Here is a 22,991-nt window from a genome sequence, read left to right as displayed (position 1 = left end):
ATAGTAGCAGTCAAAACTAGCCGAATCAATGATTTTTGGATAATTATACAAAAATAAAGAATATTCATTTTGCCTTTCTTTTATTATCAAGTGATTAAGCCAATCAAGATGTATATTTTTTATCATGTTTTTTGAGACCACAGTTAAGAAAAAAGTGTAAAAGATATCAAAATTAAACCGTTTGTTATAAAATGAAGACAGAAAAACAAAAGGAGATATCGGTATGAAAGATAAAGTTTCAAAGAATTTTTTTAGTGTGGCCATCCTTAATGTTGTTATCACATTAGCGGAATTCATTGGTGGATTTATGTCAGGATCATTGGCTTTACTTTCAGATGCTGTGCATAATTTAGGTGATGTGGGCGCTATCATTTTATCTTTTGTTGCACATTTAATCGGAAAGAAGAAGCAAAATTCAAATAAGACATTTGGTTATAAACGAGCTGAAATTATCGCAGCATTTGTGAATGCATTTATTTTACTGGCAATGACGGTTTATTTGGTGATTGAAGCTTTTGAACGACTAAATGATGAAGTGACAATTGATGGCGAGTTGATGTTGATTATTGCTGTGATTGGCTTGATTGCTAACTTTATTTCAATGTTAGTGATGCATCAACATTCAAAGGATAACGTCAATATTAAGTCAGTATTCTTACATATGTTGTCTGATGCATTATCCTCAATAGGTGTTATCATCGCAGCAATTTTGATTAATGTTTATCATATTATGTGGATTGATGCGGTTATTACGGTGATTGTGTCAGTTGTTTTAGGGTATGAAGCTATTAAAATCCTAAAAAACACATTGAATATTTTAATGGAGTCAAACCCAAATGTTGATTTAGAAAAAGTTGAATCAGACTTATTAAAACTGGACTTAATTAATGCTGTGCATCATGTTCATGTTTGGCAATTCAGTGATGCAGAAATCATGTTAGATGCGCATATTAATGTCGATTCAAAAATTAAAGTCGAAAAGCTAGATGGACTATATGATCAAATTAATCATGTATTGAAGCAAAACTTTGGGATTTCACATGTTACAATTCAAGTAGAAAGTGCCAGAGGACTTAACGAAAAGATTATTCCTCATGGTGAAAATGAACAGTAAGAGTCAGGAGGTTAAAATGTGGTAAATCTGTTATTAGTGAGGCATGGACAAAGTACTGCAAATGCAACGAATACTTATACAGGCTGGAATGATGTTGATTTAACAAAAAAAGGTGTTTCTCAAGCTAAAGCAGCTGGCTATAAGCTTGGTCAAATTGATGATATCAACATAAAAAAAGTGCACACTTCAGTTTTGAAGCGTGCAATTAAAACAGCAAATATTATATTAGAAGAGCAAAGATTGTTATACTTGCCCATGTTGAAAAGTTGGCGTTTGAACGAACGTCACTATGGTGGGTTAGGTGGCTTGAACAAAGATGAAACACGTCAAATATATGGTGTTGAGACTGTTCAAAAATGGCGCCGTAGTTTTGATGCCGTCCCACCAAAATCAGACAATAAACATTTTGACCATCGTTATCGCTTGATTCCACAAAAATCATTGCCAGCATCAGAAAGTCTTAGAATGGCTAGTAATCGTATAATTCCGTATTTTGAGGAGCAGATTGCACCTGAATTGCTATCGGGAAATGATCAGCTTGTAGTAGCACATGGTAGTACAATTAGAGCCCTTATTAAATATTTGGAAGCAATCAGTGATAAGAATATTGATGGTGTTGAAGTGAATAATAGTGAAATCATTCAATATCAGTTAGATGATAAGTTAGCGATTTTAGCTAAAAAAAGGTATTAAAAAAGAGCGAACAGTTAAGTTCACTCTTTTTTGTTTGCCGATTATTATTCAGCTAATGCACCCATTGGATCCCAAGGAGCTAATACATGTGCTTCTGAGTTTTCGTAGATGCCTTTTTGATCAGCAGTTAAGAATTTTTTGTTAATAACAACTTGGTAAGTAAATTCTTCGAACCATGAGTCGCTCATCACAAAGTAACCTTTATGACCGACTTTATCTCCCCATGAGTTTTCAACTTTCCAACGAGTTGGTTGACCTTCAACTAAGTCAACACCTGTGATAACCATAGCGTGAGTCATTAGACTTTCAGCGTAACCTAAACGATCACCTTTAGTCATGTGTAAATCAACATCGAATAGTTCATCTGGTTTGTAAATTTCAGTATCCATAATACCAGCTTGACGGTCTGAACTTTGACCAACATCTGAACCAAACCAAACGGTTTCGCCAGCTTCTAGTTGGGCAATTGTTAGACGTTTTAGTTCTTCAATTTCAAGATTTAAGTGACGAACTTCACGTCCACCTACAACGTTTCCTAGTAGCTCAACATTGTAAGCTTGGTTAAATGGTTTATCTTCAGTTGGGGCGTTAATAACTGAAACGTAATCTTCAAGGTTCCAGCCAATGTATTTTTCAAAGAATGATTGAGGTGTTAATTGTGCATCACGATGGTATTTTTTGTCTGTATCGCGGTATTCAAAATCAAATGTTTTAGGAGGGTTACCTAAAGCATAAGCTAGCATACGGTAAACTTCGCTTAAGAATTCGTTTTTGCGAGCTTCAACTTGTTCTCTAGGTGTTTCTTTGTCCATTAAACGACGTAATTCAACAGCATCACGACGTAATTTTAAGTTCAAGTTTTTGTTTAGTTGAGCAGATTTTGTAGCACTGAATGTTTCAGGCATCACTGATTTAGGAACTAAACCATATTTTTGAACTAGGGCTACTAGCATATCCCATTGACCACCATCTTGTTGAGGTGTTGTTAATAAGAAATCAACTTTACGGTCACCAAGAGGTAAATCTGAAGTTTCGATAACATTTTCGTAGAAGAAGTTTGCTTTTTCGAACTTGTCCCAGAAGAATGTGAAGTTTTGTGATAATTCAAAACCATTGATTTTGAATTCTTTTTGGAATGGGTGACGCATTGTGTTCAATGCAGCAAACATCCAGCAACGACCTGATTGTTTTTGATTTGAAACTTCGCCAGTTTCAACTTCTACTGAAAAAGTAGGGTCCATTGCAATTTGTGAATCCATGTTTTGACTACTTGCATTAATCCCGTTAGTCATAACTGCGCGTTGTAAAACACGTGCTGAAGGGTGTTGTGCAAAATCTTGTTCGATTTTAGCTAAATCTTGTTGTGAAATATCTTTAGACATAAAGGTTCCTCCTATGTAATTTGAATCTTGAAGTCATTGTACCTCAAATCAATTGATTTTTCTAATATTTTATTAATATTTTATTAACGAATATTATCGATACAATTTGGGCCTTCTTCACGACCAACGATGACAGTGTTGACTGTGTCAAGGAATAAACCGTGTTCAACTACGCCAACTTGGGATTTTAAGTATGCACCTAGTTCATGAGGATTTTGAATTTGACCTAAATGTAAATCAACAATTAAATTACCAAAGTGAGTTCTTACGGGTTCCCCATTTTCATTTAAGCGTAATTGAGGATTAAGCTCTTTTTGTTCAAATTGAAGCATTAATTGATGTTGCGCTTTGTCTAAAACCTCAACAGGTAGAGGGAAAGAACCAAATGGTTCAGCAATCTTACTTTCATCAACAATCCATAGGTTACGTTTTGAAGCAGTTGCAACAATTTTTTCTAGAGTGTGGGCAGCACCACCACCCTTAATTCCTTGATAGTCAGGGCTAATTTGGTCAGCACCATCAATAGTTAGGTCAAGTTCATCGATATCGTTTAAATCGACAACTTTAATTCCTAAGCTTTCAGCTTGGCGTTTTGTTCTTGAAGAAGTTGAAACGGTTGTAATATTTAGATTTTCTTCTTTAATACGTTTGCCTAAAGCATCAACTAAAAATGTTACAGTAGAACCTGTTCCAAGTCCAAGTTTCATATTGTCGTGTATAAAGTTAGCGCAAGCGTATTCAGCAGCAGATTTTTTTAATGTATTTTGATCCATAATGGGATTAGGTCCTTTCAATAATTAATGGTTATACCAAATTTTTTGATAGTCTTTGTTTTTGATAAATTCTTTTTTTGCATATGAACAAAGAGGTTGAACTTGTTGGTGATTTTCAATTGCAAAATCGACAACCTTTTTAACGAGTTCAGCTGCGATTCCTTGTCCGCGGAAATCTGGACGCGTAAAAGTATGTTCAATAACCAGTACTTGATTGTCTTTGATAGTATCAAATCGAATTTCAGCAACTAATTTTTGCTCGTCATCTAATTGATAAAAACGATTCTTTTCTTCTAAAAATTCCACATTATCACCTCCATCTCTATTGTCTAAGAATTTTTTGGTAATATCAATGAAATTATACTTTATCTTGTTTATAATAAACCTTACAAAATGAAATGAGGGAGCTCTTTATGAAAAAACGAGGATTTGAGATTGTATCACGATACCAAGGAATGGGATTAAATATTCCTAAAAGACAAACTAAGGGTGCAGCTGGTTATGACTTTGAAGCTGCTGAAGATTTTGAAATCCCATCAATTTGGCGATTGAATTTTGTCCGTATTTTTCGTTTGATCAAAAACGGCCATAAACTAACAAAACAAGACGAACAATTAGCTAATGAAACACTTCGTCCATTTTTAGTCCCAACAGGAATTAAAGCTTATATGGGTGAAGATGAGTATTTAATGTTAGCTAACCGTTCTAGTAATCCAATTAAGCGTCAATTAATTTTGCCTAACGGAATTGGGATTATTGACTCAGATTATTATGGTAATGAAAATAACGAAGGCGAAGTTTTCATTCAGGTTTTAAACTTTGGACCTAGAACACTTAGAATTAAAAAAGGTGAACGTATCGGGCAAGGTATCTTCATGCCTTACTTAACGGTTGATGATGAATCAAATGATCAAAAGGAACGAACAGGAGGATTTGGTTCATCAGGTGAATAAAGGAGAATAGAGATTGGCGAAATCAAGAATAGAGTATACCTGTCAAAACTGTGGCTATCATTCGGCAAGTTATTTAGGAAGATGTCCTAATTGTCAGGCTTGGAATCAGTTTGTTGAGACTAAAAAAGAGTCGGCTAAAGTATCAAGCAAAGCAACACCAAGTAGAAGAATGACAACAACAGGTATTCGACAACCGCAGCATCTAAAAGAAATTACGTCAACCAAAGAAAATCGAACATCAACACAGTTTGATGAGTTAGATCGCGTTTTAGGTGGCGGTGCAGTGAAAGGGTCATTAGTCCTTTTAGGTGGTGATCCAGGGATTGGAAAGTCAACGCTACTTTTACAAGTATGTGGTGAATTAGCTCAAAAACAAACGGTCTTGTATGTATCTGGGGAAGAAAGTCCGACTCAAATCAAAATGAGGGCCCAACGTTTAGGAATCGATTCTGAACAACTATATATTTATTCGGAAACCGATATGAGTGAAATTCGCCAACAAGTCAACGAAATGAAACCTGACTTTTTGATTATTGATTCGATTCAAACTATGAATGAGCCAGAATTGGATGCCGTTGTGGGTAGTGTGTCACAAGTGAAAGAAGTTACTTCTGAGCTAATGAAGATTGCTAAAAATGACCAAATTACAGTTTTTGTGGTGGGACATGTGACAAAAAGTGGTGGCATTGCTGGACCAAAGATTTTGGAACATATGGTGGATACGGTTTTATATTTTGAAGGAGAAGCTCATCATGCATACCGCATTATTCGCTCTGTTAAGAATCGTTTTGGTGCGGCGAATGAAATTGGCATGTTTGAAATGAAAGGCGAAGGCCTTGCTGAAGTCAAAAATCCGTCTGCTATCTTTTTAGATGAACGATTGCCCAATAGTACTGGGTCTGCTGTTGTGGTTTCAATGGAAGGAACTCGCCCAATCTTGGTAGAACTCCAAGCACTAGTCACACCGACAGCATTCGGTAATGCTAAACGAACATCGACTGGACTTAACACGCATCGTGTTGCATTAATCATGGCCGTTCTTGAAAAACGTGGCGGATTATTATTACAAAATCAAGATGCATTCTTGAAGGCAACAGGTGGTGTTCGTTTAGATGAACCCGCTATTGATTTAGCAATTGCCGTAGCAATCGCATCCAGTTATAAAGAAAAAGAGATTAATCAAACAGACTGTTTTATCGGTGAAATTGGCTTAACTGGTGAAATCAGACGTGTGACACAAATTGAAGACCGAATTAAAGAAGCACGTAATTTAGGGTTTAAACGTGTGTATATTCCTAAGAATAATCTGACAGAGTCATTGCGTCAGTCTGAAGGGATTGAAATCGTTCCTGTAGTGTCGATTCAACAGGCACTAAATTACCTGTTTTAAGCTTTGAATTTTTTAGAAGAAACCTGTACACTTATAGCGTATTACAAATGAAAGAGGCGTTTGGATTGAGTAAAAATAAAATGAGAGTGCGTTATGCACCAAGTCCTACAGGACACTTGCACATTGGGAATGCAAGAACAGCATTATTTAACTACTTATTTGCTAGACATAACAAGGGTAAGTTTATTGTTCGTATCGAAGATACTGACACAAAACGTAACATTGAAGATGGTGAAACTAGTCAATTAGATAACTTGAGATGGTTAGGAATTGACTGGGATGAAGGTCCAGATGTTGGTGGTAAATATGGTCCTTATCGTCAATCAGAACGTAAGGATATTTACTTAAAATATATTCAACAATTATTAGATCAAGGTTTAGCTTATCATTCATACAAAACAGAAGATGAGTTGACAGCAGAACGTGAAGCCCAAATCGAAAAAGGAATTGCGCCTCACTATGTTTACGAATACGCTGGTATGAGTGATGACCAAATTGCAAAATCACAACAAGAATCAGAAGCTAAAGGTCTAACACCTGTTGTTCGTTTCCGCGTGCCAAATGAACTTTACGAATGGGACGACATCGTTAAAGGTGAAATTAGCTTTGAAGGAAATACAGTTGGTGGCGATTTCGTTATTCAAAAACGTGACGGCATGCCAACTTACAACTTTGCGGTTGTTGTTGATGACCACTTAATGGAAATTTCACACGTTTTACGTGGAGATGACCATATTGCAAACACACCAAAACAATTAATGATTTATGATGCATTAGGATGGGAACGTCCACAATTCGGTCACATGACATTGATTGTGAATACTGAAACAGGTAAGAAGTTATCAAAACGTGATGAATCAATTTTACAATTCATCGAACAATATCGTGAACTTGGCTACTTGCCTGATGCAATGTTCAACTTCATTACTTTACTAGGTTGGTCACCAGTGGGTGAAGATGAAATCTTCTCAAAACAAGAGTTAATCAAAGCTTTTGACCCTGAAAGATTAAGCAAATCACCAGCGTCATTTGATGCTAAAAAACTAGAATGGGTTAACAACCAATATGTTAAAACAGCTAACCCTGATATGTTGTTAGATTTATCTCTACACAACTTAATCGAAAAAGGTTTAGTTGAAAAAGATCCAACTCCTGAAAAAATTGAATGGGTTCGCCAATTAGTTTCACTTTATGCTGAACAAATGAGTTACACAGCTCAACTTGCAGAATTTGCAGACATTTTCTTCAAAGAACCAGATACACTTTCTGAAGAAGCAATGGCAGAATTAGCTGATGAAACAGCACCTGTTGTTTTGAAAGCTTTCCACGATAAGCTAGAACAATTAGACCACTTTACAAGTGTTCAAATTATGGCTGTTATCAAAGAAATTCAAAAAGAAACTAAAGTTAAGGGACGTAAATTGTTCATGCCTGTTCGTATTGCAACAACACGTTCAATGCACGGACCTGGAATTGGTGAATCAATTGAATTGTTAGGTCGTCAAAAGACTATGAAGCATATTCAACAAACACTAGATCAAATGAAATAAATTTAAAAGCGACTTGAGTTAGTCAAGTCGCTTTTTTTATTTTGCGGTTTATAATTGTGCTCACAACTTATATAATAAAACTATTCATTAAAAAACTAGAAGGGATCCGCAACGATGATAAAAATCTTCAATACGTTAACTCGAGAAAAAGAACCATTTAAACCTATTCATGAAAATGAAGTGAAGATGTATGTCTGTGGACCTACTGTATATAATTATATTCACATTGGAAATGCTAGAAGTGCAGTATCATTTGATACAATACGTCGTTATTTAGAATATAGAGGTTACCAAGTAACCTACGTTTCTAACTTTACTGATGTTGACGACAAGATGATTAACCAAGCTAAGAAAGAAGCGATTACGGTTGATGAATTAGCCAATCGTTTTATTGAAGCTTTTATGGCAGATACAAAAGCGCTAAATATCAAACCAGCTACTCATAATCCAAGAGCAACACACATGATTGCCGATATTATCGAATTTATTGAAGCTTTAGTTGAAAAAGGCTATGCTTATGAAGTTTCGGGTAATGTTTATTTCCGCGCTCGCCATTTCGAGCACTATGGCGAACTGTCAAAACAAAATATTGAACAACTTGAAAATGGTGCGTCACAACACTTAACACAAGAAGAAGTGGCCACAAAAGAAGACCCACTTGATTTTGTTTTATGGAAACCTCAAAAAGAGGAAACAGAAATCGCATGGGATTCACATTTTGGAAAAGGTCGCCCAGGTTGGCATATTGAGTGTTCAGTAATGTCAACTAAGTTACTTGGTGAAACTTTTGATATTCACGGTGGGGGACAAGATTTACAGTTTCCACATCACGAGAATGAAATTGCACAAAGTGAAGCGAAGACAGGTCAAAAATTTGTAAATTATTGGATGCACAATGGTTTTGTAACTGTTGGTAACCAAAACGAAAAGATGAGTAAATCAGCAGGTAATTTTGTAACAGTTCACGACTTACTAAAACAAGAAGATGCTACCGTTTTACGTTTCTTTATGGCAAGTACACAATATCGTCGTCCAATCCATTACAATGACGATAACATGCAAGAAGCACGTGAACGCGTGCAATACTTTAAGAACCTTTATCAAAATATTGATTACCGTCTAAATGACCAAACTTCATCTCAAGAAGATGTTGAGTTATCACAGCTACTTAACGAAAAAATTAGCGAATTCAAATCTGCAATGGATGATGATTTTAATGTTCAAAATGGTCTAACCGTTCTTTATGAATTGATGCGTGCGATTAATCAGCACTTACAAGAAGAAGCTGTTGATAAAACTGTTTTAGCTGACTTTAAATCAGAATTTGTCAAAATCATGACTGTTTTTGGGGTACAGTTTGACCAACAAACAGATAACTTATCTGAAGAAGTAGAAGCATTAATTCAAAAGCGTGATGAAGCCAGAAGCCAAAAAGATTTCAAAACTAGTGATGAAATCAGAGACCAATTAAAAGAGATGGGGATTGTAATTGAAGACACTCCTCAAGGAACAAGGTGGAAGAGAAATGAAAATTAAAGATCCGTCAATTTTGAATGCCGTAACACTAGCCTACGTTGGTGATGGTGCATACGAAATTTTGATTCGTCAGCATTTAGTGGAATCTGGTATTGTGAGACCCAATCAGTTGCAAAAAACAGCAACGCAATATGTTTCAGCTAAAGCACAAGCAGCCTTAATCACACGTATGCAAGATGAAGATGTTTTGACTGATGAAGAGTTAGCAATCTTCATGCGTGGACGCAATGCTAAAAGTCATACAAAAGCAAAGAACACCTCAACTGCAACATACCACCTTTCAACAGGATTTGAAGCAGTCTTTGGCTTTTTATCATTGAATCATCAAGATGAGCGCGTGATTGAGTTAACGAATTGGTGTATTGAAAAAGTAGAATCAGGAGCAAATAATGAGTATAGATTCAAATAAAGTCTCAGAAGAATTTGTTTACGGTAAACATGCTGCCGTTGACTATCTAAAGAACAATGAAGGAACACGTGTCAACAAAATCTTTTTACAAAATGGTGTGAGTGCCGATTTTGAAAAGGAAATTAGAGGATTAGCTAAAAAAGCACGTGTTGTAGTCCAAGAAGTTCCCAAAAATAAAATCGAAAAATTAGTTGGTCATCAAGCTAACCATCAAGGGATTGTGTTGACAATTGCTAGCTTTGAGTATGCGGATTTAGATGAAACACTGGCTCAGTTAGAAGATAAAAATCCGATGATTTTGATGTTGGATTCAATTGAAGATCCTCACAACTTAGGCTCAATTTTGAGAACGGCTGATGCAACAGGTGTTGACGCAATTATTATTCCAAAACATCGTGCAACAGGATTGACAAGTGTTGTCGCTAAAAGTTCAACGGGTGCGATTAATCATGTGCCAGTTATTCGTGAAACTAACTTAGTTAATACTGTTAATAAGATGAAAAAAGCTGGTTTTTGGTTCTTTGGGACTGATATGAAAGGACAAGATTACCGTAAATGGGATGCAAAAGGTAAGACTGTTTTGGTTATTGGAAACGAAGGAAAAGGCATTTCGAGATTGTTAAAAGAACAAATGGATCAAATGTTAACTATTCCAATGGTTGGACATGTTCAAAGTTTGAATGCGGGTGTAGCAGCTGGTGTTTTAATGTACCAAGCTTTTACTTCACGTGAAGTATAAAAATAGAAGTGTTGCATATGCGACACTTCTATTTTTTTGATTAGATAAACCGAATGCTTAGGTTATTAAATTTATTATCTTGTTATAGTTAAAGAGCCACATGGAGGGGCAAATAATGAATAAGAAAACAGATAATGAATTAGTTAAGTTAGTCCGTCTATCTAATGACGATGCATTGAACGAGTTAGTTGTTCGTTACCAACCTATGATTAATCGTGTGAAATTTCATTACTTTTTGCGAGATTATGATGAAAGTGATTGGCAACAAGAAGCTATGATTATTTGTTATGAGACAACGAAGTTATTTAAAATTGAAAAAGCAGTTAAATTTGGGGGATTCTTCAAACTCAGATTGCACAATCACGCTAAAAGTTTGTTGAGAAGAGAGTCTGCTCAAAAGCGAAAGTCACAGACAGAAGCTTTTTCTTATGAAAAGAGTTCTGAACTAGGGATTGTACCAGCTCAAGTTTATTATGAAGTGACACTTCAGACATTGAGATTTGTTGATCATCGTAAGTTAAACAAACTAGTCCGGTTGCTGTCGCCGATTGAAGTAAAAGCATTACAAGTTATGCTGGGGGTTATAGATGAGAATTCTTTGACAGCTATTGAACGTAAACAATTGAGAGCGGCAAAAGATCGGTGTCGGAAAAAAATATTACGATTTTTAGAAGAAGATGAGTCTTAATAATTGCATTTTGATGAAGGTGGAACTACACTAAGATTGTAAAAAATAAATAGGAGGTAGTTACTATGGCAACTGCATATGTTGATCAAAAATTATTATTGGACACTAAGATGTCTGATGCGTTTGATTGGAGCACTAGCGACATCCCTGTAAGAGATGCCCTATGGGACTACTTCATGGACCACAATAACAAGAACACATTGGAGACAGAATCAAAAATGCGTCCATTTATGGACTGTGAAGATTCAAAAATCAAAGAATTTGTCGAATCTCATTTGAAATAAGATTCATCCAAAAAGAATCGCTATTAACTAGCGGTTCTTTTTTTGTGTCAGGTTTTTCTTGTCAGGTTGTTAAAAATAAGATAAAATTTAATCTATATCTAATTTTCGACAAAAGAAAGACGGTGAGTACATGAGTAATTTTGTTCAGGGACTGTTCAAGAAGCGAACAGTTGATTTGAATCAAGTTAAACATAGTAAATTAGAAAAGACATTAGGCGCTCTAGGATTAACATCCATGGGGGTAGGAGCTGTTGTTGGTGCTGGTATTTTTATTACACCTGGTATTATTGCAGCGCTTCATGCTGGACCAAGTGCTTATTTATCTTTTATTATTGCCGCCGTGGTTTGTGCTTTAGCAGCTTTATGTTATTCAGAGTTTGCTTCAACTATTCCGCTTGCAGGTAGTGCTTATACTTATGTTTATGTTGTTTTTGGTGAAATTGTAGCTTGGATTATCGGATGGTCCTTAATATCTGAATATTTATTCGCGGTTTCGTCGGTGGCGGTTAGTTGGTCATCGTATTTCCAAAATTTATTGAGTGGTTTTTCAATTCACTTGCCAGGCTTTTTGACACAAGCTTATGAAAATGGCCATGGTGGTGGAAACCTAGTTGCGGGTCTTGTTATTTTAGTTATTGGATTTTTACTTAGCTTAGGTTTGAGAGAATCAACTAAAATTAACGAAATTATGGTGTTCATTAAAATTGCAGTTATTGTACTGTTTGTAGCAGTTGCTGTATTTTATGTAAAACCAGAAAACTACTCTCCAGCAATGCCATTTGGTTTCTCAGGTGTGCTATCTGGAGCAGCGATTGCATTTTATGCTTATATCGGTTTTGACGCGGTTTCAACAGCTGCTGAAGAAGTTAAAAACCCAAAAAGAGATATGCCGATTGGGATTATTTCAAGTCTAGTTGTAGCTTCAGCATTGTATGCAGCAGTTGCAATCGTTTTAGTTGGTGTGGTTCACTACACACAACTAAACGTTGGGGATCCTGTTGCGTTTGCACTACAATTGATTAACCAAAACTGGGTATCAGGAATTGTTTCCCTAGGTGCGGTTGCAGGGATGACAACTGTTTTGCTTGTAATGGCATATGGTGGAACTCGTTTGATTTTTGCAATTAGTCGTGATGGCTTACTACCAAAATCATTATCAAAGGTTAATCCTAAAACACACGTACCAGTAATTAATACAGTTATCTTTACAGTTGTTGCAGCTATTTTTGCAACATTTATTCCACTAGACAAAATTACTGAGTTAGTAAACATTGGAACTTTATTTGCTTTTGCGACAGTTTCAATTGGAATTATTTTCTTACGTAACTCAAAACAATATGACCAATTAGACCACCCATTTAAAGCACCATTTTATCCAGTGCTACCAGTTGTTTCATTTTTAGCATGTCTATTCTTGATGTCACAACTTAAAGCCTTAACATGGCAAGTGTTTGGTATTTGGTTCGTCTTAGGACTAATTATTTACTTCACATATGGTCGTCATAATAGTAAAGTTCAAAAAGACTAAACGATTTCGTTTAGTTTTTTTGTTTGGTAATATGACTTTGTTTTGACTTTAAAAAAAGTTTTTGCTATTGTTATATTGACTTATTAAGGAGAGAACTATGCCATTAAGAAAAGTAGCTTTGGCCTGTGTTAATTGCGGATCACGTAATTATACAGTGTCTGAAAATAAAAACCGTACAGAACGTTTAGAAGTTAAAAAGTTTTGTAAACATTGTGGAAAACATACTTTACACAAAGAAACGAGATAGGAGTTATTATGAAATTTTTAAAAAGTGTTTTTGCTGAAATGAAACTAGTCTCATGGCCTACACTTAAAGAAAACCGCCATGATACATGGGTTGTTATCTCAACAACAATTATGTTTGCTGTTTATTTAGGATTGTTAGACTGGGCATTCAGCTCACTAATGACTTCAATCTTTTAATTGATTGTCAAAATCTTAAATATTTGATATACTCAAGTCGCCGATAAATCTCCATGCTGTATGGGGATTTTTTATTTTGCAAAAAATTAAGGAGTAAAGTCACTATGGAATCACATGAGAAAAAGTGGTATGTCTTGCATACCTATTCAGGATATGAAAACAAAGTCAAAACAAACTTAGAATCTCGTGCTCAAACTATGGGTATGGAAAATCATATTTTCAGAGTCGCAGTACCTGAAGAAAAAAGTTACGATAAAGAAGACAGTGGAAAAGTTGAAATGGAAAAAACTTTCCCTGGATATGTCTTAGTTGAAATGGTCATGACAGATCAATCATGGTTTGTTGTTCGAAATACTCCTGGTGTTACAGGATTTGTTGGTAGTCATGGTGCCGGAAGTAAACCCGCTCCGTTACTAGACGAAGAAATTGATCATATCCTACAGCATATGGGTGCAACAACTCGCTATAGTGAAGAAGATTTTGAAGTTGGCGAAACGGTTTCTATCAAAGAAGGTGCTTTTGAAGGCATGGCTGGTAAAATTGTTGAAGTTGACCGCGAAAAATTCAAATTGCATGTTGAAGTAGAAATGTTTGGTAGAGAAACAGATACTGAACTTGACTTTAATCAAGTAGAAAAATTCTAATAAAATAAAAATAGACTTGCAAAACTCACTTTTTAGTGTTATGTTAGTCAAGTATGTTTAGTATATGTGGGAGGGGAAATATACATCCCCACTATAACCACACACGGACTTGAGGAGGTATGTCACGTGGCAAAAAAAGTCGCAAACATTGTTAAATTACAAATTCCTGCAGGACAAGCAACTCCTGCTCCCCCAGTTGGACCTGCTCTAGGACAAGCTGGGATCAACATTGTTGGTTTCACAAAAGATTTCAACGCAAGAACTGCTGACCAACAAGGAATGATTATTCCTGTTGTTATTACAGTTTATGAAGATCGTTCATTCGATTTTGTTACAAAAACTCCTCCAGCAGCTGTTTTATTAACTAAAGCAGCCGGAGTAGCTAAAGGTTCAGGCGAACCAAACAAAAACAAAGTCGCTGAAGTTACAAAAGATCAAGTTAGAGAAATCGCTGAAACAAAAATGCAAGACCTAAACGCTGCTGATGTAGAAGCAGCTATGCGCATGGTTGAAGGTACTGCTAGAAGTATGGGATTTGTTGTAAAAGACTAATTTCATGACAGCGTCGGATTGTTAATGAAAGTTAACAAATCAAGTGGGAGGATTATAAATCCGATGACCACATTTGCAAGGAGGAAAACACATGCCAAAGCATGGAAAAAAATATATTGAAGCTTTGAAAAAAGTTGATTCAAGCAAACAATACTCAATCGAAGAAGCTATTTCTTTAACAAAAGAAATGGATTACGCAAAATTTGACGCAACTGTTGAAGTTGCATACAACTTAAACGTTGATCCAAGACAAGCTGATCAACAAATTCGTGGAGCACTTGTTCTTCCAAACGGAACAGGTAAAACTCAACGTGTTATTGTATTCGCTGAAGGTGAACAAGCTAAAGCCGCAGAAGCTGCAGGTGCAGACGTTGTAGGTTCTGACGACTTAGTAGAACGCATTCAAGACGGATGGTTAGATTTTGACGTTGTGGTTGCCACACCTCAAATGATGGCCAAAGTTGGACCATTAGGTCGTGTACTTGGACCTAAAGGTTTAATGCCTAACCCTAAAACTGGTACAGTTACAATGGATGTTGAAACTGCAGTTAAAAACGTTAAAGCTGGACAAGTAACATACCGTGTTGATAAAGCTGGTTTAATCCACGCACCAATCGGTAAAGTTTCATTCTCAGATGAAAAACTTGTTGAAAACTTTAACGCTCTAAACGATGTTATTTTACGTGCTCGTCCAGCATCTGCTAAAGGACAATACGTAACTAGCGTTTCTGTAACTTCAACATTTACACCAGGTGTTCACTTGAACCCAAACGCTTAATTAATTGATTGACATCAATCAATGAACTAGGCTATACTGTAATTATGATTTCTACCTAAGACTCGGGTGATAGTTAATCTATCTTAATTTCCCGCTGAGGCCAGAAAATGATGCGAGTTTAGACTCCATACTTTTTTGGTATGGAGTCTTTATAATTTGGTAGACAAAAATCATAATATAAAATGGAACATAGTGAGGTGAAATAAATGAGTGAAGCAGCTATTGCTAAAAAAGCGCAACTTGTAGATGAAATTGTTGAAAAATTCAACGATGCAACTTCTGTTGTTATCATCGACTACTTAGGTCTAAACGTTGACCAAGTTACAAACATGCGTCGCGAATTACGTGAAAATGGCGTAGAAATGAAAGTTGTTAAAAACACAATTTTACGTCGTGCAGCTGATAAAGCAGGTTACGAAGGTCTTGATGAAACTTTCACAGGTCCTACTGCTGTAGCATTCTCTAACGATGATGCTGTAGCACCTGCACGTATCATTGCTAAGTACGCTAAAGATATCGAACCTCTTGAAATCAAAGGTGGTATTATCGAAGGTACTGTTGCATCTCTTGAACAAATTCAAGAAATTTCACAATTACCAGGCCACGATGGTCTATTATCAATGTTGTTATCAGTGCTTCAAGCACCTGTTCGCAACTTTGCTTATGCGGTTAAAAACGTTGCAGAATCAAAAGATGATGACGGTTCAGCCGCTTAATTAAATAACAATAATTAAACTAATTATTATTCATTCGGAGGAAATAAAATGGCTTTAGATACACAAAAAATCATTGACCAAATTAAAGAAGCTAGCGTTCTTGAATTAAACGACCTAGTTAAAGCAATCGAAGAAGAATTTGGCGTTACAGCTGCTGCTCCTGTTGCTGCTGCTGGTGCTGCTGGTGGCGATGCTGCTGCAGAAAAATCAGAATTTGACGTTGAACTAACTGAAGTTGGTGGCGAAAAAGTTAAAGTTATTAAAGCAGTTCGTGAAATCACAGGTCTTGGCTTGAAAGATGCTAAAGGTCTTGTAGATGGCGCACCTTCAGTAGTTAAAGAAGCTGCTGACAAAGATGCTGCTGAAGACATGAAAGCTAAACTTGAAGAAGTTGGCGCAACAATTACTCTTAAATAATTGTTCATTTCTTAAAAAAGATGCAATCATAATGATTGCATCTTTTTTTTGTTCACTATAAAATTAAGAAAAAGAGTAATTGAGGCAAATAAATGGAAGAACAATATTTTACACAAGCGCCAACATCAGATCACCATTATCAAGAAGTTTCCCTTGATATAGATAAAACACATCTTAAATTCAAAACGGATAATGGTGTGTTTTCAAAAAACAGAATTGATTATGGGTCACTCGCTTTACTTAAAGCAATTACAAATTCAGCTGAATTTGTAGCAGGAAATTTATTAGATTTGGGAACTGGATATGGACCAATGGGTCTTTATTTAGCCAAAATTTTTCCAGATCATTTAGTTCATATGGTTGATGTTAATGAGCGTAGTTTACAACTGGCTAGCGAAAATGCCAAAACTAATCAAATTGACAATATCAAAATTTATGAATCCAGTTGCTACGATAATGTTAACGGAAAATTTGCGGGAATTGCGACAAATCCACCTATTCGTGCGGGCAAAACAATTGTTTCAACAATGTTAAAAGATGCTTTTAATCATTTGATTGAAGGTGGTCAATTATGGGCAGTTTTACAAAAGAAACAAGGCGCACCTTCTGCTAAGAAATTGATGCAAGAAACTTTTGGGAATGTGAAGGTAGTAGCTAAAGACAAAGGGTACTACATTTTACAATCGGTGAAGGAAGCTTAGATGATTTCAAAAGAAGATAAGCAACGATTCATGCAAGTCGCATTTGACGAGGCTAAAAAAGCACGTCTAAAAGATGAAGTACCTATTGGTGCTGTAGTTGTGAAAGAAGGACAAATCATAGGTCTGGGACACAATGAGCGCGAAGAAAAGCAAGATGCCACCTTACATGCTGAAACAACAGCAATCAGAATGGCTTGTGAAAACTTGAACAGCTGGCGTTTAGAAGATTGTCAGTTGTTTGTAACGCTAGAGCCATGTCCGATGTGTGCTGGTGCGATCATCAATAGTCGAATTGACACGGTTTACTATTCAGCTTTTGATCCTAAAGCAGGGGCTTGTGGATCAGTACTTGATTTGTTTGCTGTTGAAAAGCTCAATCATCATCCAAAAGCTTATGGTGGCTTGTATTTAGACCAGGGTAAACAAATTTTAAAATCCTTTTTTCAAGATATCAGAAAACGTCAAAAACTTCTGAAAAAGGGTAGAAAAAATAACACAGATACGTTATGATAGATAATGGCCGTAGGGCCTTAGGCAATGTTGTCCTTATGAATCGTGTCAGGTTCGGAAGAAAGCAGCACTAAGTTTGTGATAGCATGTGCCTTTTAATGAGAATATAACGAACTCATAGTCGTATCGGCTATGAGTTTTTTACGTAAAGAGGGGAATTATGAGTTATCAAGCCTTATATCGAACATGGCGTCCACGTCAATTTAAAGATGTTATTGGACAAGAAGTCATTACCCAAACTTTAAAAAATGCGTTGATGGCTGATAAAGTGAGTCATGCTTACTTATTTTCTGGCCCACGTGGGACAGGGAAAACAAGTTGCGCTAAAATTTTAGCGAAAGCCGTCAACTGTACGAATTTAAAAGATGGGGAACCTTGTAACCAATGTGAAAACTGTATAGCTTCAGATAATGGTAGCTTAAATGATTTACTTGAGATTGACGCTGCATCAAATAATGGTGTGGATGAGATTCGAGATATTCGTGATAAAGTTAAATATGCACCCTCACAAGGTCAATATAAAGTGTATATCATTGATGAGGTTCATATGCTTTCAATGGGCGCATTTAATGCACTATTGAAAACGCTTGAAGAACCACCTGAACATGTTATTTTTATTTTGGCGACTACTGAACTTCAAAAAGTTCCAGCAACAATTATTTCAAGAACACAAAAATTTATTTTTAAAAATTTACAAGTTAAAACGATTGCTAATCATTTAATCGAAGTTTTAGATGATATGCAAATTGGCTATGAAGCTGAAGCAGTTGCAATGATTGCAAAAGTTTCTGATGGTGGAATGCGTGATGCATTAAGTATTTTAGATCAAATTATTTCTTTTAATTCTGGTAGTCAAGTAACAGTTAAAGAGGTTGAAGAAACTACGGGATATGCCAATACTAGAGCCATTCAAACTATTCTAACAAGCGTGTTAACTAAGGACTTGACGACAAGTTTACAACAAACCGTTGATTTGCAAGCTAAAGGCATTACAGTGAAAAACATTTTAACTGAAGCGATTGATGTCTTGACTAGCTTATTGCTTGCTCAAAAAGAGACTGAAAAAGAAACAGAACTTACAAAGTTGGTACAAGATAGTTCACAAGAACAACTGCTTGCAATGATTGAATATGCAAACGAAGGGCTTAATAATTTAAAATATAGTACACAGCAAAAAACACTATTAGATGTTTTTATTGTAAAGTCTATTAATTATTTACCTACAACTGGTGCAGTTGATAATCATATTCAAGAGGAATTAGCAACGTTAAACCAAAAACTGAACCAAGCCCTCAAACAGATTGAAGACTTAAAGTCAAAACCTGTTCAGCAACAACCAACTGTGCAAGCAACAGTTAAAACACCAAAACCGTCTGTTGAGAAAAAACGCCGTCATAATTATCAACAACAAGTTTATGATGTATTAAGAACAGCTACTAGAGGTGATTTAAAGCAGGTAGTGGGCGTTTGGGAAGATGTATTAAAAGCACTTGCACCCTCTAAGCGTGCTATGATGGAAGTCTCAAAGCCAGTAGCAGCAAGTCCAAAACAGGTCGTTATTGCGTTTGAATACGATATTTGGTTTGAAAAAGTTTTAGACGATCAAGAACTGTTGGATGATTTGAATCGTTACTTGGAATTAGAGCTAAAAGAATCACGTCAAATTATCTTAGTTCCAGCAGCAGAATGGCCCGTACTAAGACAAGACTTTCTTAAAAATCATAAAGATGAAATTAAATCGTCAAATTCACAACAAGATGATAAAATACAAGAAGAGAAACCTGAAAGTGACGTTGTGTCAAAAGCAAAAGAACTTTTTGGTTCAGAATTTATATCAATAAAAGATTAAGGAGATGTATCGCTTATGATGGGTGGCAGAAATATGGCCGGCATGATGAAACAAATGCAAAAAATGCAAAAAGAGGTTAAAAAAACACAAGATGCTTTAAATGAGCAAGAATTTGTGGGTAAATCAGCAAACGATTACGTTACAGCAACTTTTAAAGGTGACAAGACAATGGTTGATTTACAAATTAACCCAGAAGTGATGGATCCAGAAGATCCAGATATGGCACAAGATTTAATTATTGATGCTGTTAACCAAGCTATTACACAAATCAATCAAGAAACAGAACAAAAATTAGGTAAATATACTAAAGGATTAATGTAAGAAAGTTAGGCGATGATATGCAATATCCTTTGCCAATCGCTAAATTAATCGAAAGTTATATGAAGCTACCGGGTGTCGGTCAAAAGACAGCTACTCGGTTAGCTTTTTTTACGTTGAATATGGAAACAGAAGATATTCAAGATTTTTCGAAAAGTTTAGTTGAGGTTAAAACAGAGCTTCATTACTGTTCTATTTGTGGCAATATCACGCAAGAAGACCCTTGTGAAATTTGTCGAGATGAACGCGTGGACCGCAGTACAATTTTGGTTGTTGAACAACCAAAAGATATTTTGTCATTTGAAAATATGGGCGAGTATTTTGGGTTATATCATGTCTTAAACGGTGTGCTTTCGCCAATGGACGGTGTTTCGGTTGATGATTTAAATATCAAATCATTAATTAAACGACTACAAGATCATTCGGTGAAAGAAGTTATTTTGGCTTTGAATTCTTCTTCTGAAGGAGAAGCAACAGCAATGTACTTGAGTAAACTGATTAAACCTTCAGGTATTAAAGTTTCGCGACTTGCTAGTGGTCTTGCTGTGGGGTCAGACATTGAATATGCAGATGATTTAACTTTAAAACGTGCCATGACAGGACGACAAGAAGTGTAAAGCTACTCATTAAGAGTAGCTTTTTTATTTTGCACTAAATTAAGGCCGATATATTAGCCTTTCAAAGAGTTATTTACAGAAAATGATAGTAAAGTCCCTTTGCTAAAAGTACGAAATTCAAGTAGAATTTTGTACTAAGGGAGTGTTCATAAATGACTGGACGATTTATTACTTTAGAAGGACCAGATGGTTCTGGCAAAAGTACAGCATTAAAACAATTAATCAAACTTTTTAACCAACAAACACAAGACAATTTAGTGTTAACAAGAGAACCAGGAGGTTCTACGATAGCAGAAGCTATTCGCGAAATTATTTTAAATCCTGATTATTCAGAGATGGATGATCGCACAGAGGCCTTACTTTATGCGGCTTCAAGAAGACAACATTTAGTTGAAACTGTCTTACCTGCACTAGAAGCTGATAAAACGGTAATCAGTGACCGTTACTTAGATAGTTCTTTAGCTTATCAAGGTGGCGGACGTGGTCTGGGAATTGAAAATGTAGCCGAAATGAATCAGTTTGCTACTGAAAATGTTATGCCAGATTTAACATTATATTTTGATGTTAACCCTCAAATTGGGTTGAGTCGTATTGACCAAAATCGAGAAAAAGATCGTCTAGAACAAGAAAAAGAATCGTTTCACCAACGTGTTTATGAGACTTATCAAGAACTTTATAATCGCTATCCAAATCGAATCGTAAAAATTGACGCCAACCAACCCAAAGAATCTGTGGTTGATGATACAATTAAAGCGATGAAAGACAGATTTCCTGAACTTTTTTAAAATCTGTTCAAGGAGGATATCAAAATGAAATTAGTGACAGCAATTATACAAGATAAAGATGCACATGAGTTGGAAAACGTGTTAGCACAAAATCATGTTTCAACAACTAAGTTAGTGTCAAAAGGGGGCTTTTTGAAAGCTCAAAATATTACTTTTATGATGGCGGTTGAAGATAATCAAGTTGAATACGTACTAGGCCTAATAAAAAATGCAGCTAAACGCCGAAAACAAATGGTTTCACCTTCGGTTAGCTTAGAAGTAATGGGTGAAGAGTCAATGCTACAACCTATTGAAGTTGAGGTTGGCGGAGCCACGGTAATGGTGACACCGATTGAACAGTTCCATCAATACTAATAAGGATTGAAAGTATGTCACAATTAATGTTAGATAATTATAATCATCAAATTGCCAATCAATTAGCACAGGCTGTTGATAAGCAAACACTGAGTCATGCGTATTTATTTGAGGCAATCCAGCATGATCAAGCATCAAAAACAGCGCTTTTCTTAGCTGCTTATATGTTTTGTGAAGCAACAGATAAGCCCTGTAAAAAATGCTCACAATGTCAACGTGTTTTAAATTACAATCATCCAGATGTCTTTTTGATTCAAAGTGACAAACAGACAATCGGAGTGGATGAAGTTCGTGAATTAAAATCAGAATTATCTAAAACACCTATTGAAGGAGAGCAACGATTATTCATTATAGATCGTGCTCAAAAATTAACACAACCAGCTGAAAATGCGCTACTCAATATTTTGGAAGAACCTGCTTCAGATGTTGTTATTGTTATGATTGCACCAAACCGTAAACAATTGTTACCAACAATCTTATCGCGTTTGCAAATTATTGAATTTGATCAGCAAGTAGCCCAATCTGATTGGGCTGATCGATTGTCACTTGTGCAAGCCAGTGACAAGGCGTTATTATTGGCTTTACAAAATGCGGGGATTGAATTTGAACAATTAGCAGAATTCAATGAGCTAGAAAACTTTTTCCACGAGGTTAAGGATTTACTGGCACAAATCATAGTTAGGAATCAATCAGCTTATATTAAATTTCAGACTATCATTAAGCCAATGGTTACAACACCATCAATGCAAGAAGTCTTCTTTAAAAGTCTGATGATTCTTGCTACAGAAAAACTAGAAAAACAACAAGAAGTTAGTGCATTATCACTGATTTCTGCTTTAATTGAGGTGTCACGTCGTCGACAGTTCAATGTTAATTTTGATAGTTTAGTCGATTATTTATTTATTCAGACAATTTTTGCACCATATCAGGGGAGGGCCTAAGTATGACAGAACCATATCAACAATTTGATGAACTACTTAAGAAAATGCAACTGATGACAAGTTCAATGGAGTCATTAAATGAATCTATTTTGGATACTTTAAAGGAAAACACAGAACTAAAAGTCGAAAACCAGTTACTACGCGATAAAATCAATCAGATTGAAAATCATGAAGAGCCTGTTAAAGCCGCACCAAAGATGAATGCTTTGAAGAATCTAGAAGAAATTTATAATTCAGGTTATCACGTTTGTAACATGTACTATGGCTCTCATCGCCAAGAACAAGAAGACTGCATGTTTTGTTTAGATTTACTGTTTCATCAAAGACAACAAAAGCAAGGATAAGTT

General features: G+C 35.8%; 30 protein-coding genes, 1 other RNA gene and 1 other annotated feature. Of the genes, 28 read left to right on the top strand and 3 right to left on the bottom strand.

Annotated features, from left to right (window positions below; all coding sequences use genetic code 11):
- The first annotated feature begins 223 nt into the window (after positions 1 to 223).
- On the top strand, positions 224 to 1,114 hold the full coding sequence (locus tag JNUCC72_RS04425) for a cation diffusion facilitator family transporter (RefSeq protein WP_454143288.1): 891 nt from the start codon (positions 224 to 226) through the stop codon (positions 1,112 to 1,114).
- 18 nt (positions 1,115 to 1,132) lie between these two features.
- Complete coding sequence (locus tag JNUCC72_RS04420) at positions 1,133 to 1,807, top strand: 2,3-bisphosphoglycerate-dependent phosphoglycerate mutase (protein ID WP_454143286.1); 675 nt, start codon at positions 1,133 to 1,135, stop codon at positions 1,805 to 1,807.
- 44 nt (positions 1,808 to 1,851) lie between these two features.
- Here the strand turns inward: JNUCC72_RS04420 and JNUCC72_RS04415 are convergent, their stop codons facing one another.
- From JNUCC72_RS04415 to JNUCC72_RS04405, 3 genes are all read right to left on the bottom strand, one after another.
- Positions 1,852 to 3,189, bottom strand: a complete 1,338-nt coding sequence (locus JNUCC72_RS04415) for a C1 family peptidase (protein WP_454143284.1) — start codon at positions 3,187 to 3,189, stop codon at positions 1,852 to 1,854.
- Positions 3,190 to 3,272: 83 nt separating this feature from the next.
- A complete protein-coding gene (rpiA, locus tag JNUCC72_RS04410; protein WP_454143282.1) occupies positions 3,273 to 3,962 on the bottom strand; it encodes a ribose-5-phosphate isomerase RpiA in 690 nt (229 codons plus the stop codon).
- 24 nt (positions 3,963 to 3,986) lie between these two features.
- Entirely contained in the window at positions 3,987 to 4,268 is a 282-nt protein-coding gene (locus JNUCC72_RS04405) for a GNAT family N-acetyltransferase (RefSeq protein ID WP_454143280.1), read from the bottom strand.
- Positions 4,269 to 4,375: 107 nt separating this feature from the next.
- Here JNUCC72_RS04405 and JNUCC72_RS04400 point away from each other — a divergent pair, with 107 nt between their 5' ends.
- The 26 genes from JNUCC72_RS04400 to JNUCC72_RS04275 all read left to right on the top strand — a co-directional run bounded on the left by JNUCC72_RS04400 (position 4,376) and on the right by JNUCC72_RS04275 (position 22,988).
- Complete coding sequence (locus JNUCC72_RS04400; RefSeq protein ID WP_454143278.1) at positions 4,376 to 4,915, top strand: dCTP deaminase/dUTPase family protein; 540 nt, start codon at positions 4,376 to 4,378, stop codon at positions 4,913 to 4,915.
- A gap of 13 nt (positions 4,916 to 4,928) precedes the next feature.
- A complete protein-coding gene (radA, locus tag JNUCC72_RS04395; protein WP_454143276.1) occupies positions 4,929 to 6,305 on the top strand; it encodes a DNA repair protein RadA in 1,377 nt (458 codons plus the stop codon).
- 65 nt (positions 6,306 to 6,370) lie between these two features.
- Positions 6,371 to 7,855, top strand: coding sequence for a glutamate--tRNA ligase (gene gltX, locus JNUCC72_RS04390; RefSeq protein WP_454143274.1), 1,485 nt, complete (start codon positions 6,371 to 6,373; stop codon positions 7,853 to 7,855).
- A 117-nt stretch (positions 7,856 to 7,972) separates the two neighbouring features.
- Complete coding sequence (gene cysS, locus JNUCC72_RS04385; protein WP_454144713.1) at positions 7,973 to 9,391, top strand: cysteine--tRNA ligase; 1,419 nt, start codon at positions 7,973 to 7,975, stop codon at positions 9,389 to 9,391.
- On the top strand, positions 9,381 to 9,800 hold the full coding sequence (locus JNUCC72_RS04380) for a Mini-ribonuclease 3 (RefSeq protein WP_454143272.1): 420 nt from the start codon (positions 9,381 to 9,383) through the stop codon (positions 9,798 to 9,800). The genes cysS and JNUCC72_RS04380 overlap by 11 nt, the downstream gene beginning before the upstream one ends.
- Positions 9,781 to 10,539: a 23S rRNA (guanosine(2251)-2'-O)-methyltransferase RlmB gene (gene rlmB, locus JNUCC72_RS04375; protein ID WP_454143270.1), complete on the top strand. Its 759-nt coding sequence runs from the start codon at positions 9,781 to 9,783 to the stop codon at positions 10,537 to 10,539. Before JNUCC72_RS04380 ends, rlmB begins: the two co-directional genes overlap by 20 nt.
- A gap of 115 nt (positions 10,540 to 10,654) precedes the next feature.
- Positions 10,655 to 11,227, top strand: a complete 573-nt coding sequence (locus JNUCC72_RS04370; RefSeq protein ID WP_454143268.1) for an RNA polymerase sigma factor — start codon at positions 10,655 to 10,657, stop codon at positions 11,225 to 11,227.
- Between the two features lie 65 nt (positions 11,228 to 11,292).
- Entirely contained in the window at positions 11,293 to 11,511 is a 219-nt protein-coding gene (locus tag JNUCC72_RS04365) for a P8 family protein (protein ID WP_454143266.1), read from the top strand.
- 130 nt (positions 11,512 to 11,641) lie between these two features.
- A complete protein-coding gene (locus JNUCC72_RS04360) occupies positions 11,642 to 13,039 on the top strand; it encodes an amino acid permease (RefSeq protein WP_454143264.1) in 1,398 nt (465 codons plus the stop codon).
- 97 nt (positions 13,040 to 13,136) lie between these two features.
- A complete protein-coding gene (rpmG, locus tag JNUCC72_RS04355) occupies positions 13,137 to 13,286 on the top strand; it encodes a 50S ribosomal protein L33 (RefSeq protein ID WP_339969026.1) in 150 nt (49 codons plus the stop codon).
- A gap of 5 nt (positions 13,287 to 13,291) precedes the next feature.
- Positions 13,292 to 13,462: a preprotein translocase subunit SecE gene (gene secE / locus JNUCC72_RS04350; protein ID WP_339970244.1), complete on the top strand. Its 171-nt coding sequence runs from the start codon at positions 13,292 to 13,294 to the stop codon at positions 13,460 to 13,462.
- Between the two features lie 104 nt (positions 13,463 to 13,566).
- Positions 13,567 to 14,106: a transcription termination/antitermination protein NusG gene (nusG, locus tag JNUCC72_RS04345; RefSeq protein ID WP_454143261.1), complete on the top strand. Its 540-nt coding sequence runs from the start codon at positions 13,567 to 13,569 to the stop codon at positions 14,104 to 14,106.
- Positions 14,107 to 14,232: 126 nt separating this feature from the next.
- Positions 14,233 to 14,658, top strand: a complete 426-nt coding sequence (rplK, locus tag JNUCC72_RS04340) for a 50S ribosomal protein L11 (protein ID WP_056974494.1) — start codon at positions 14,233 to 14,235, stop codon at positions 14,656 to 14,658.
- A 91-nt stretch (positions 14,659 to 14,749) separates the two neighbouring features.
- Complete coding sequence (rplA, locus tag JNUCC72_RS04335) at positions 14,750 to 15,436, top strand: 50S ribosomal protein L1 (protein ID WP_454143259.1); 687 nt, start codon at positions 14,750 to 14,752, stop codon at positions 15,434 to 15,436.
- A 36-nt stretch (positions 15,437 to 15,472) separates the two neighbouring features.
- Positions 15,473 to 15,599, top strand: a sequence feature (ribosomal protein L10 leader region).
- A gap of 43 nt (positions 15,600 to 15,642) precedes the next feature.
- Positions 15,643 to 16,152 carry a 50S ribosomal protein L10 gene (gene rplJ / locus JNUCC72_RS04330; RefSeq protein ID WP_454143257.1) on the top strand — a complete coding sequence of 170 codons (510 nt, stop codon included), beginning with the start codon at positions 15,643 to 15,645 and terminating at the stop codon, positions 16,150 to 16,152.
- Positions 16,153 to 16,200: 48 nt separating this feature from the next.
- Positions 16,201 to 16,569 (top strand): 50S ribosomal protein L7/L12, encoded by a 369-nt coding sequence (gene rplL / locus JNUCC72_RS04325; protein WP_454143255.1) that lies wholly within the window; start codon positions 16,201 to 16,203, stop codon positions 16,567 to 16,569.
- Between the two features lie 92 nt (positions 16,570 to 16,661).
- A complete protein-coding gene (locus tag JNUCC72_RS04320) occupies positions 16,662 to 17,270 on the top strand; it encodes a class I SAM-dependent methyltransferase (RefSeq protein ID WP_454143253.1) in 609 nt (202 codons plus the stop codon).
- Positions 17,271 to 17,780, top strand: a complete 510-nt coding sequence (locus JNUCC72_RS04315) for a nucleoside deaminase (RefSeq protein ID WP_454143251.1) — start codon at positions 17,271 to 17,273, stop codon at positions 17,778 to 17,780.
- A gap of 16 nt (positions 17,781 to 17,796) precedes the next feature.
- Positions 17,797 to 17,880: signal recognition particle sRNA small type (gene ffs / locus JNUCC72_RS04310), an RNA gene on the top strand.
- 60 nt (positions 17,881 to 17,940) lie between these two features.
- A complete protein-coding gene (gene dnaX, locus JNUCC72_RS04305) occupies positions 17,941 to 19,629 on the top strand; it encodes a DNA polymerase III subunit gamma/tau (RefSeq protein ID WP_454143249.1) in 1,689 nt (562 codons plus the stop codon).
- A 15-nt stretch (positions 19,630 to 19,644) separates the two neighbouring features.
- Positions 19,645 to 19,950: a YbaB/EbfC family nucleoid-associated protein gene (locus tag JNUCC72_RS04300; protein ID WP_454143247.1), complete on the top strand. Its 306-nt coding sequence runs from the start codon at positions 19,645 to 19,647 to the stop codon at positions 19,948 to 19,950.
- 17 nt (positions 19,951 to 19,967) lie between these two features.
- The gene (gene recR / locus JNUCC72_RS04295; protein ID WP_454143245.1) at positions 19,968 to 20,564 is read left to right on the top strand and encodes a recombination mediator RecR; all 597 of its coding nucleotides are present in this window, start codon (positions 19,968 to 19,970) and stop codon (positions 20,562 to 20,564) included.
- Positions 20,565 to 20,716: 152 nt separating this feature from the next.
- A complete protein-coding gene (gene tmk / locus JNUCC72_RS04290) occupies positions 20,717 to 21,349 on the top strand; it encodes a dTMP kinase (RefSeq protein WP_454143243.1) in 633 nt (210 codons plus the stop codon).
- Between the two features lie 24 nt (positions 21,350 to 21,373).
- Positions 21,374 to 21,703 (top strand): cyclic-di-AMP receptor, encoded by a 330-nt coding sequence (locus JNUCC72_RS04285; RefSeq protein WP_454143241.1) that lies wholly within the window; start codon positions 21,374 to 21,376, stop codon positions 21,701 to 21,703.
- 14 nt (positions 21,704 to 21,717) lie between these two features.
- A complete protein-coding gene (locus JNUCC72_RS04280) occupies positions 21,718 to 22,644 on the top strand; it encodes a DNA polymerase III delta subunit-related protein (protein ID WP_454143239.1) in 927 nt (308 codons plus the stop codon).
- A gap of 2 nt (positions 22,645 to 22,646) precedes the next feature.
- The gene (locus JNUCC72_RS04275; protein ID WP_339969054.1) at positions 22,647 to 22,988 is read left to right on the top strand and encodes an initiation control protein YabA; all 342 of its coding nucleotides are present in this window, start codon (positions 22,647 to 22,649) and stop codon (positions 22,986 to 22,988) included.
- Positions 22,989 to 22,991: the final 3 nt, after the last annotated feature.

The organism is Holzapfeliella sp. JNUCC 72 (assembly GCF_053668685.1).
This window is presented reverse-complemented; position numbering and strand designations above follow the sequence as displayed.

Coding starts and splice junctions, on each gene's coding strand:
- tmk (WP_454143243.1), top strand. CDS start 20,717: ATGACTGGACGATTTATTACTTTAGAAGGACCAGATGGTTCTGGCAAA.
- JNUCC72_RS04320 (WP_454143253.1), top strand. CDS start 16,662: ATGGAAGAACAATATTTTACACAAGCGCCAACATCAGATCACCATTAT.
- JNUCC72_RS04425 (WP_454143288.1), top strand. CDS start 224: ATGAAAGATAAAGTTTCAAAGAATTTTTTTAGTGTGGCCATCCTTAAT.
- JNUCC72_RS04315 (WP_454143251.1), top strand. CDS start 17,271: ATGATTTCAAAAGAAGATAAGCAACGATTCATGCAAGTCGCATTTGAC.
- rpiA (WP_454143282.1), bottom strand. CDS start 3,962: ATGGATCAAAATACATTAAAAAAATCTGCTGCTGAATACGCTTGCGCT.
- rplA (WP_454143259.1), top strand. CDS start 14,750: ATGCCAAAGCATGGAAAAAAATATATTGAAGCTTTGAAAAAAGTTGAT.
- rplL (WP_454143255.1), top strand. CDS start 16,201: ATGGCTTTAGATACACAAAAAATCATTGACCAAATTAAAGAAGCTAGC.
- JNUCC72_RS04400 (WP_454143278.1), top strand. CDS start 4,376: ATGAAAAAACGAGGATTTGAGATTGTATCACGATACCAAGGAATGGGA.
- JNUCC72_RS04415 (WP_454143284.1), bottom strand. CDS start 3,189: ATGTCTAAAGATATTTCACAACAAGATTTAGCTAAAATCGAACAAGAT.
- JNUCC72_RS04280 (WP_454143239.1), top strand. CDS start 21,718: ATGTCACAATTAATGTTAGATAATTATAATCATCAAATTGCCAATCAA.
- JNUCC72_RS04285 (WP_454143241.1), top strand. CDS start 21,374: ATGAAATTAGTGACAGCAATTATACAAGATAAAGATGCACATGAGTTG.
- rpmG (WP_339969026.1), top strand. CDS start 13,137: ATGCCATTAAGAAAAGTAGCTTTGGCCTGTGTTAATTGCGGATCACGT.
- JNUCC72_RS04275 (WP_339969054.1), top strand. CDS start 22,647: ATGACAGAACCATATCAACAATTTGATGAACTACTTAAGAAAATGCAA.
- JNUCC72_RS04380 (WP_454143272.1), top strand. CDS start 9,381: ATGAAAATTAAAGATCCGTCAATTTTGAATGCCGTAACACTAGCCTAC.
- nusG (WP_454143261.1), top strand. CDS start 13,567: ATGGAATCACATGAGAAAAAGTGGTATGTCTTGCATACCTATTCAGGA.
- JNUCC72_RS04370 (WP_454143268.1), top strand. CDS start 10,655: ATGAATAAGAAAACAGATAATGAATTAGTTAAGTTAGTCCGTCTATCT.
- rplJ (WP_454143257.1), top strand. CDS start 15,643: ATGAGTGAAGCAGCTATTGCTAAAAAAGCGCAACTTGTAGATGAAATT.
- rlmB (WP_454143270.1), top strand. CDS start 9,781: ATGAGTATAGATTCAAATAAAGTCTCAGAAGAATTTGTTTACGGTAAA.
- dnaX (WP_454143249.1), top strand. CDS start 17,941: ATGAGTTATCAAGCCTTATATCGAACATGGCGTCCACGTCAATTTAAA.
- recR (WP_454143245.1), top strand. CDS start 19,968: ATGCAATATCCTTTGCCAATCGCTAAATTAATCGAAAGTTATATGAAG.
- JNUCC72_RS04360 (WP_454143264.1), top strand. CDS start 11,642: ATGAGTAATTTTGTTCAGGGACTGTTCAAGAAGCGAACAGTTGATTTG.
- JNUCC72_RS04365 (WP_454143266.1), top strand. CDS start 11,293: ATGGCAACTGCATATGTTGATCAAAAATTATTATTGGACACTAAGATG.
- JNUCC72_RS04300 (WP_454143247.1), top strand. CDS start 19,645: ATGATGGGTGGCAGAAATATGGCCGGCATGATGAAACAAATGCAAAAA.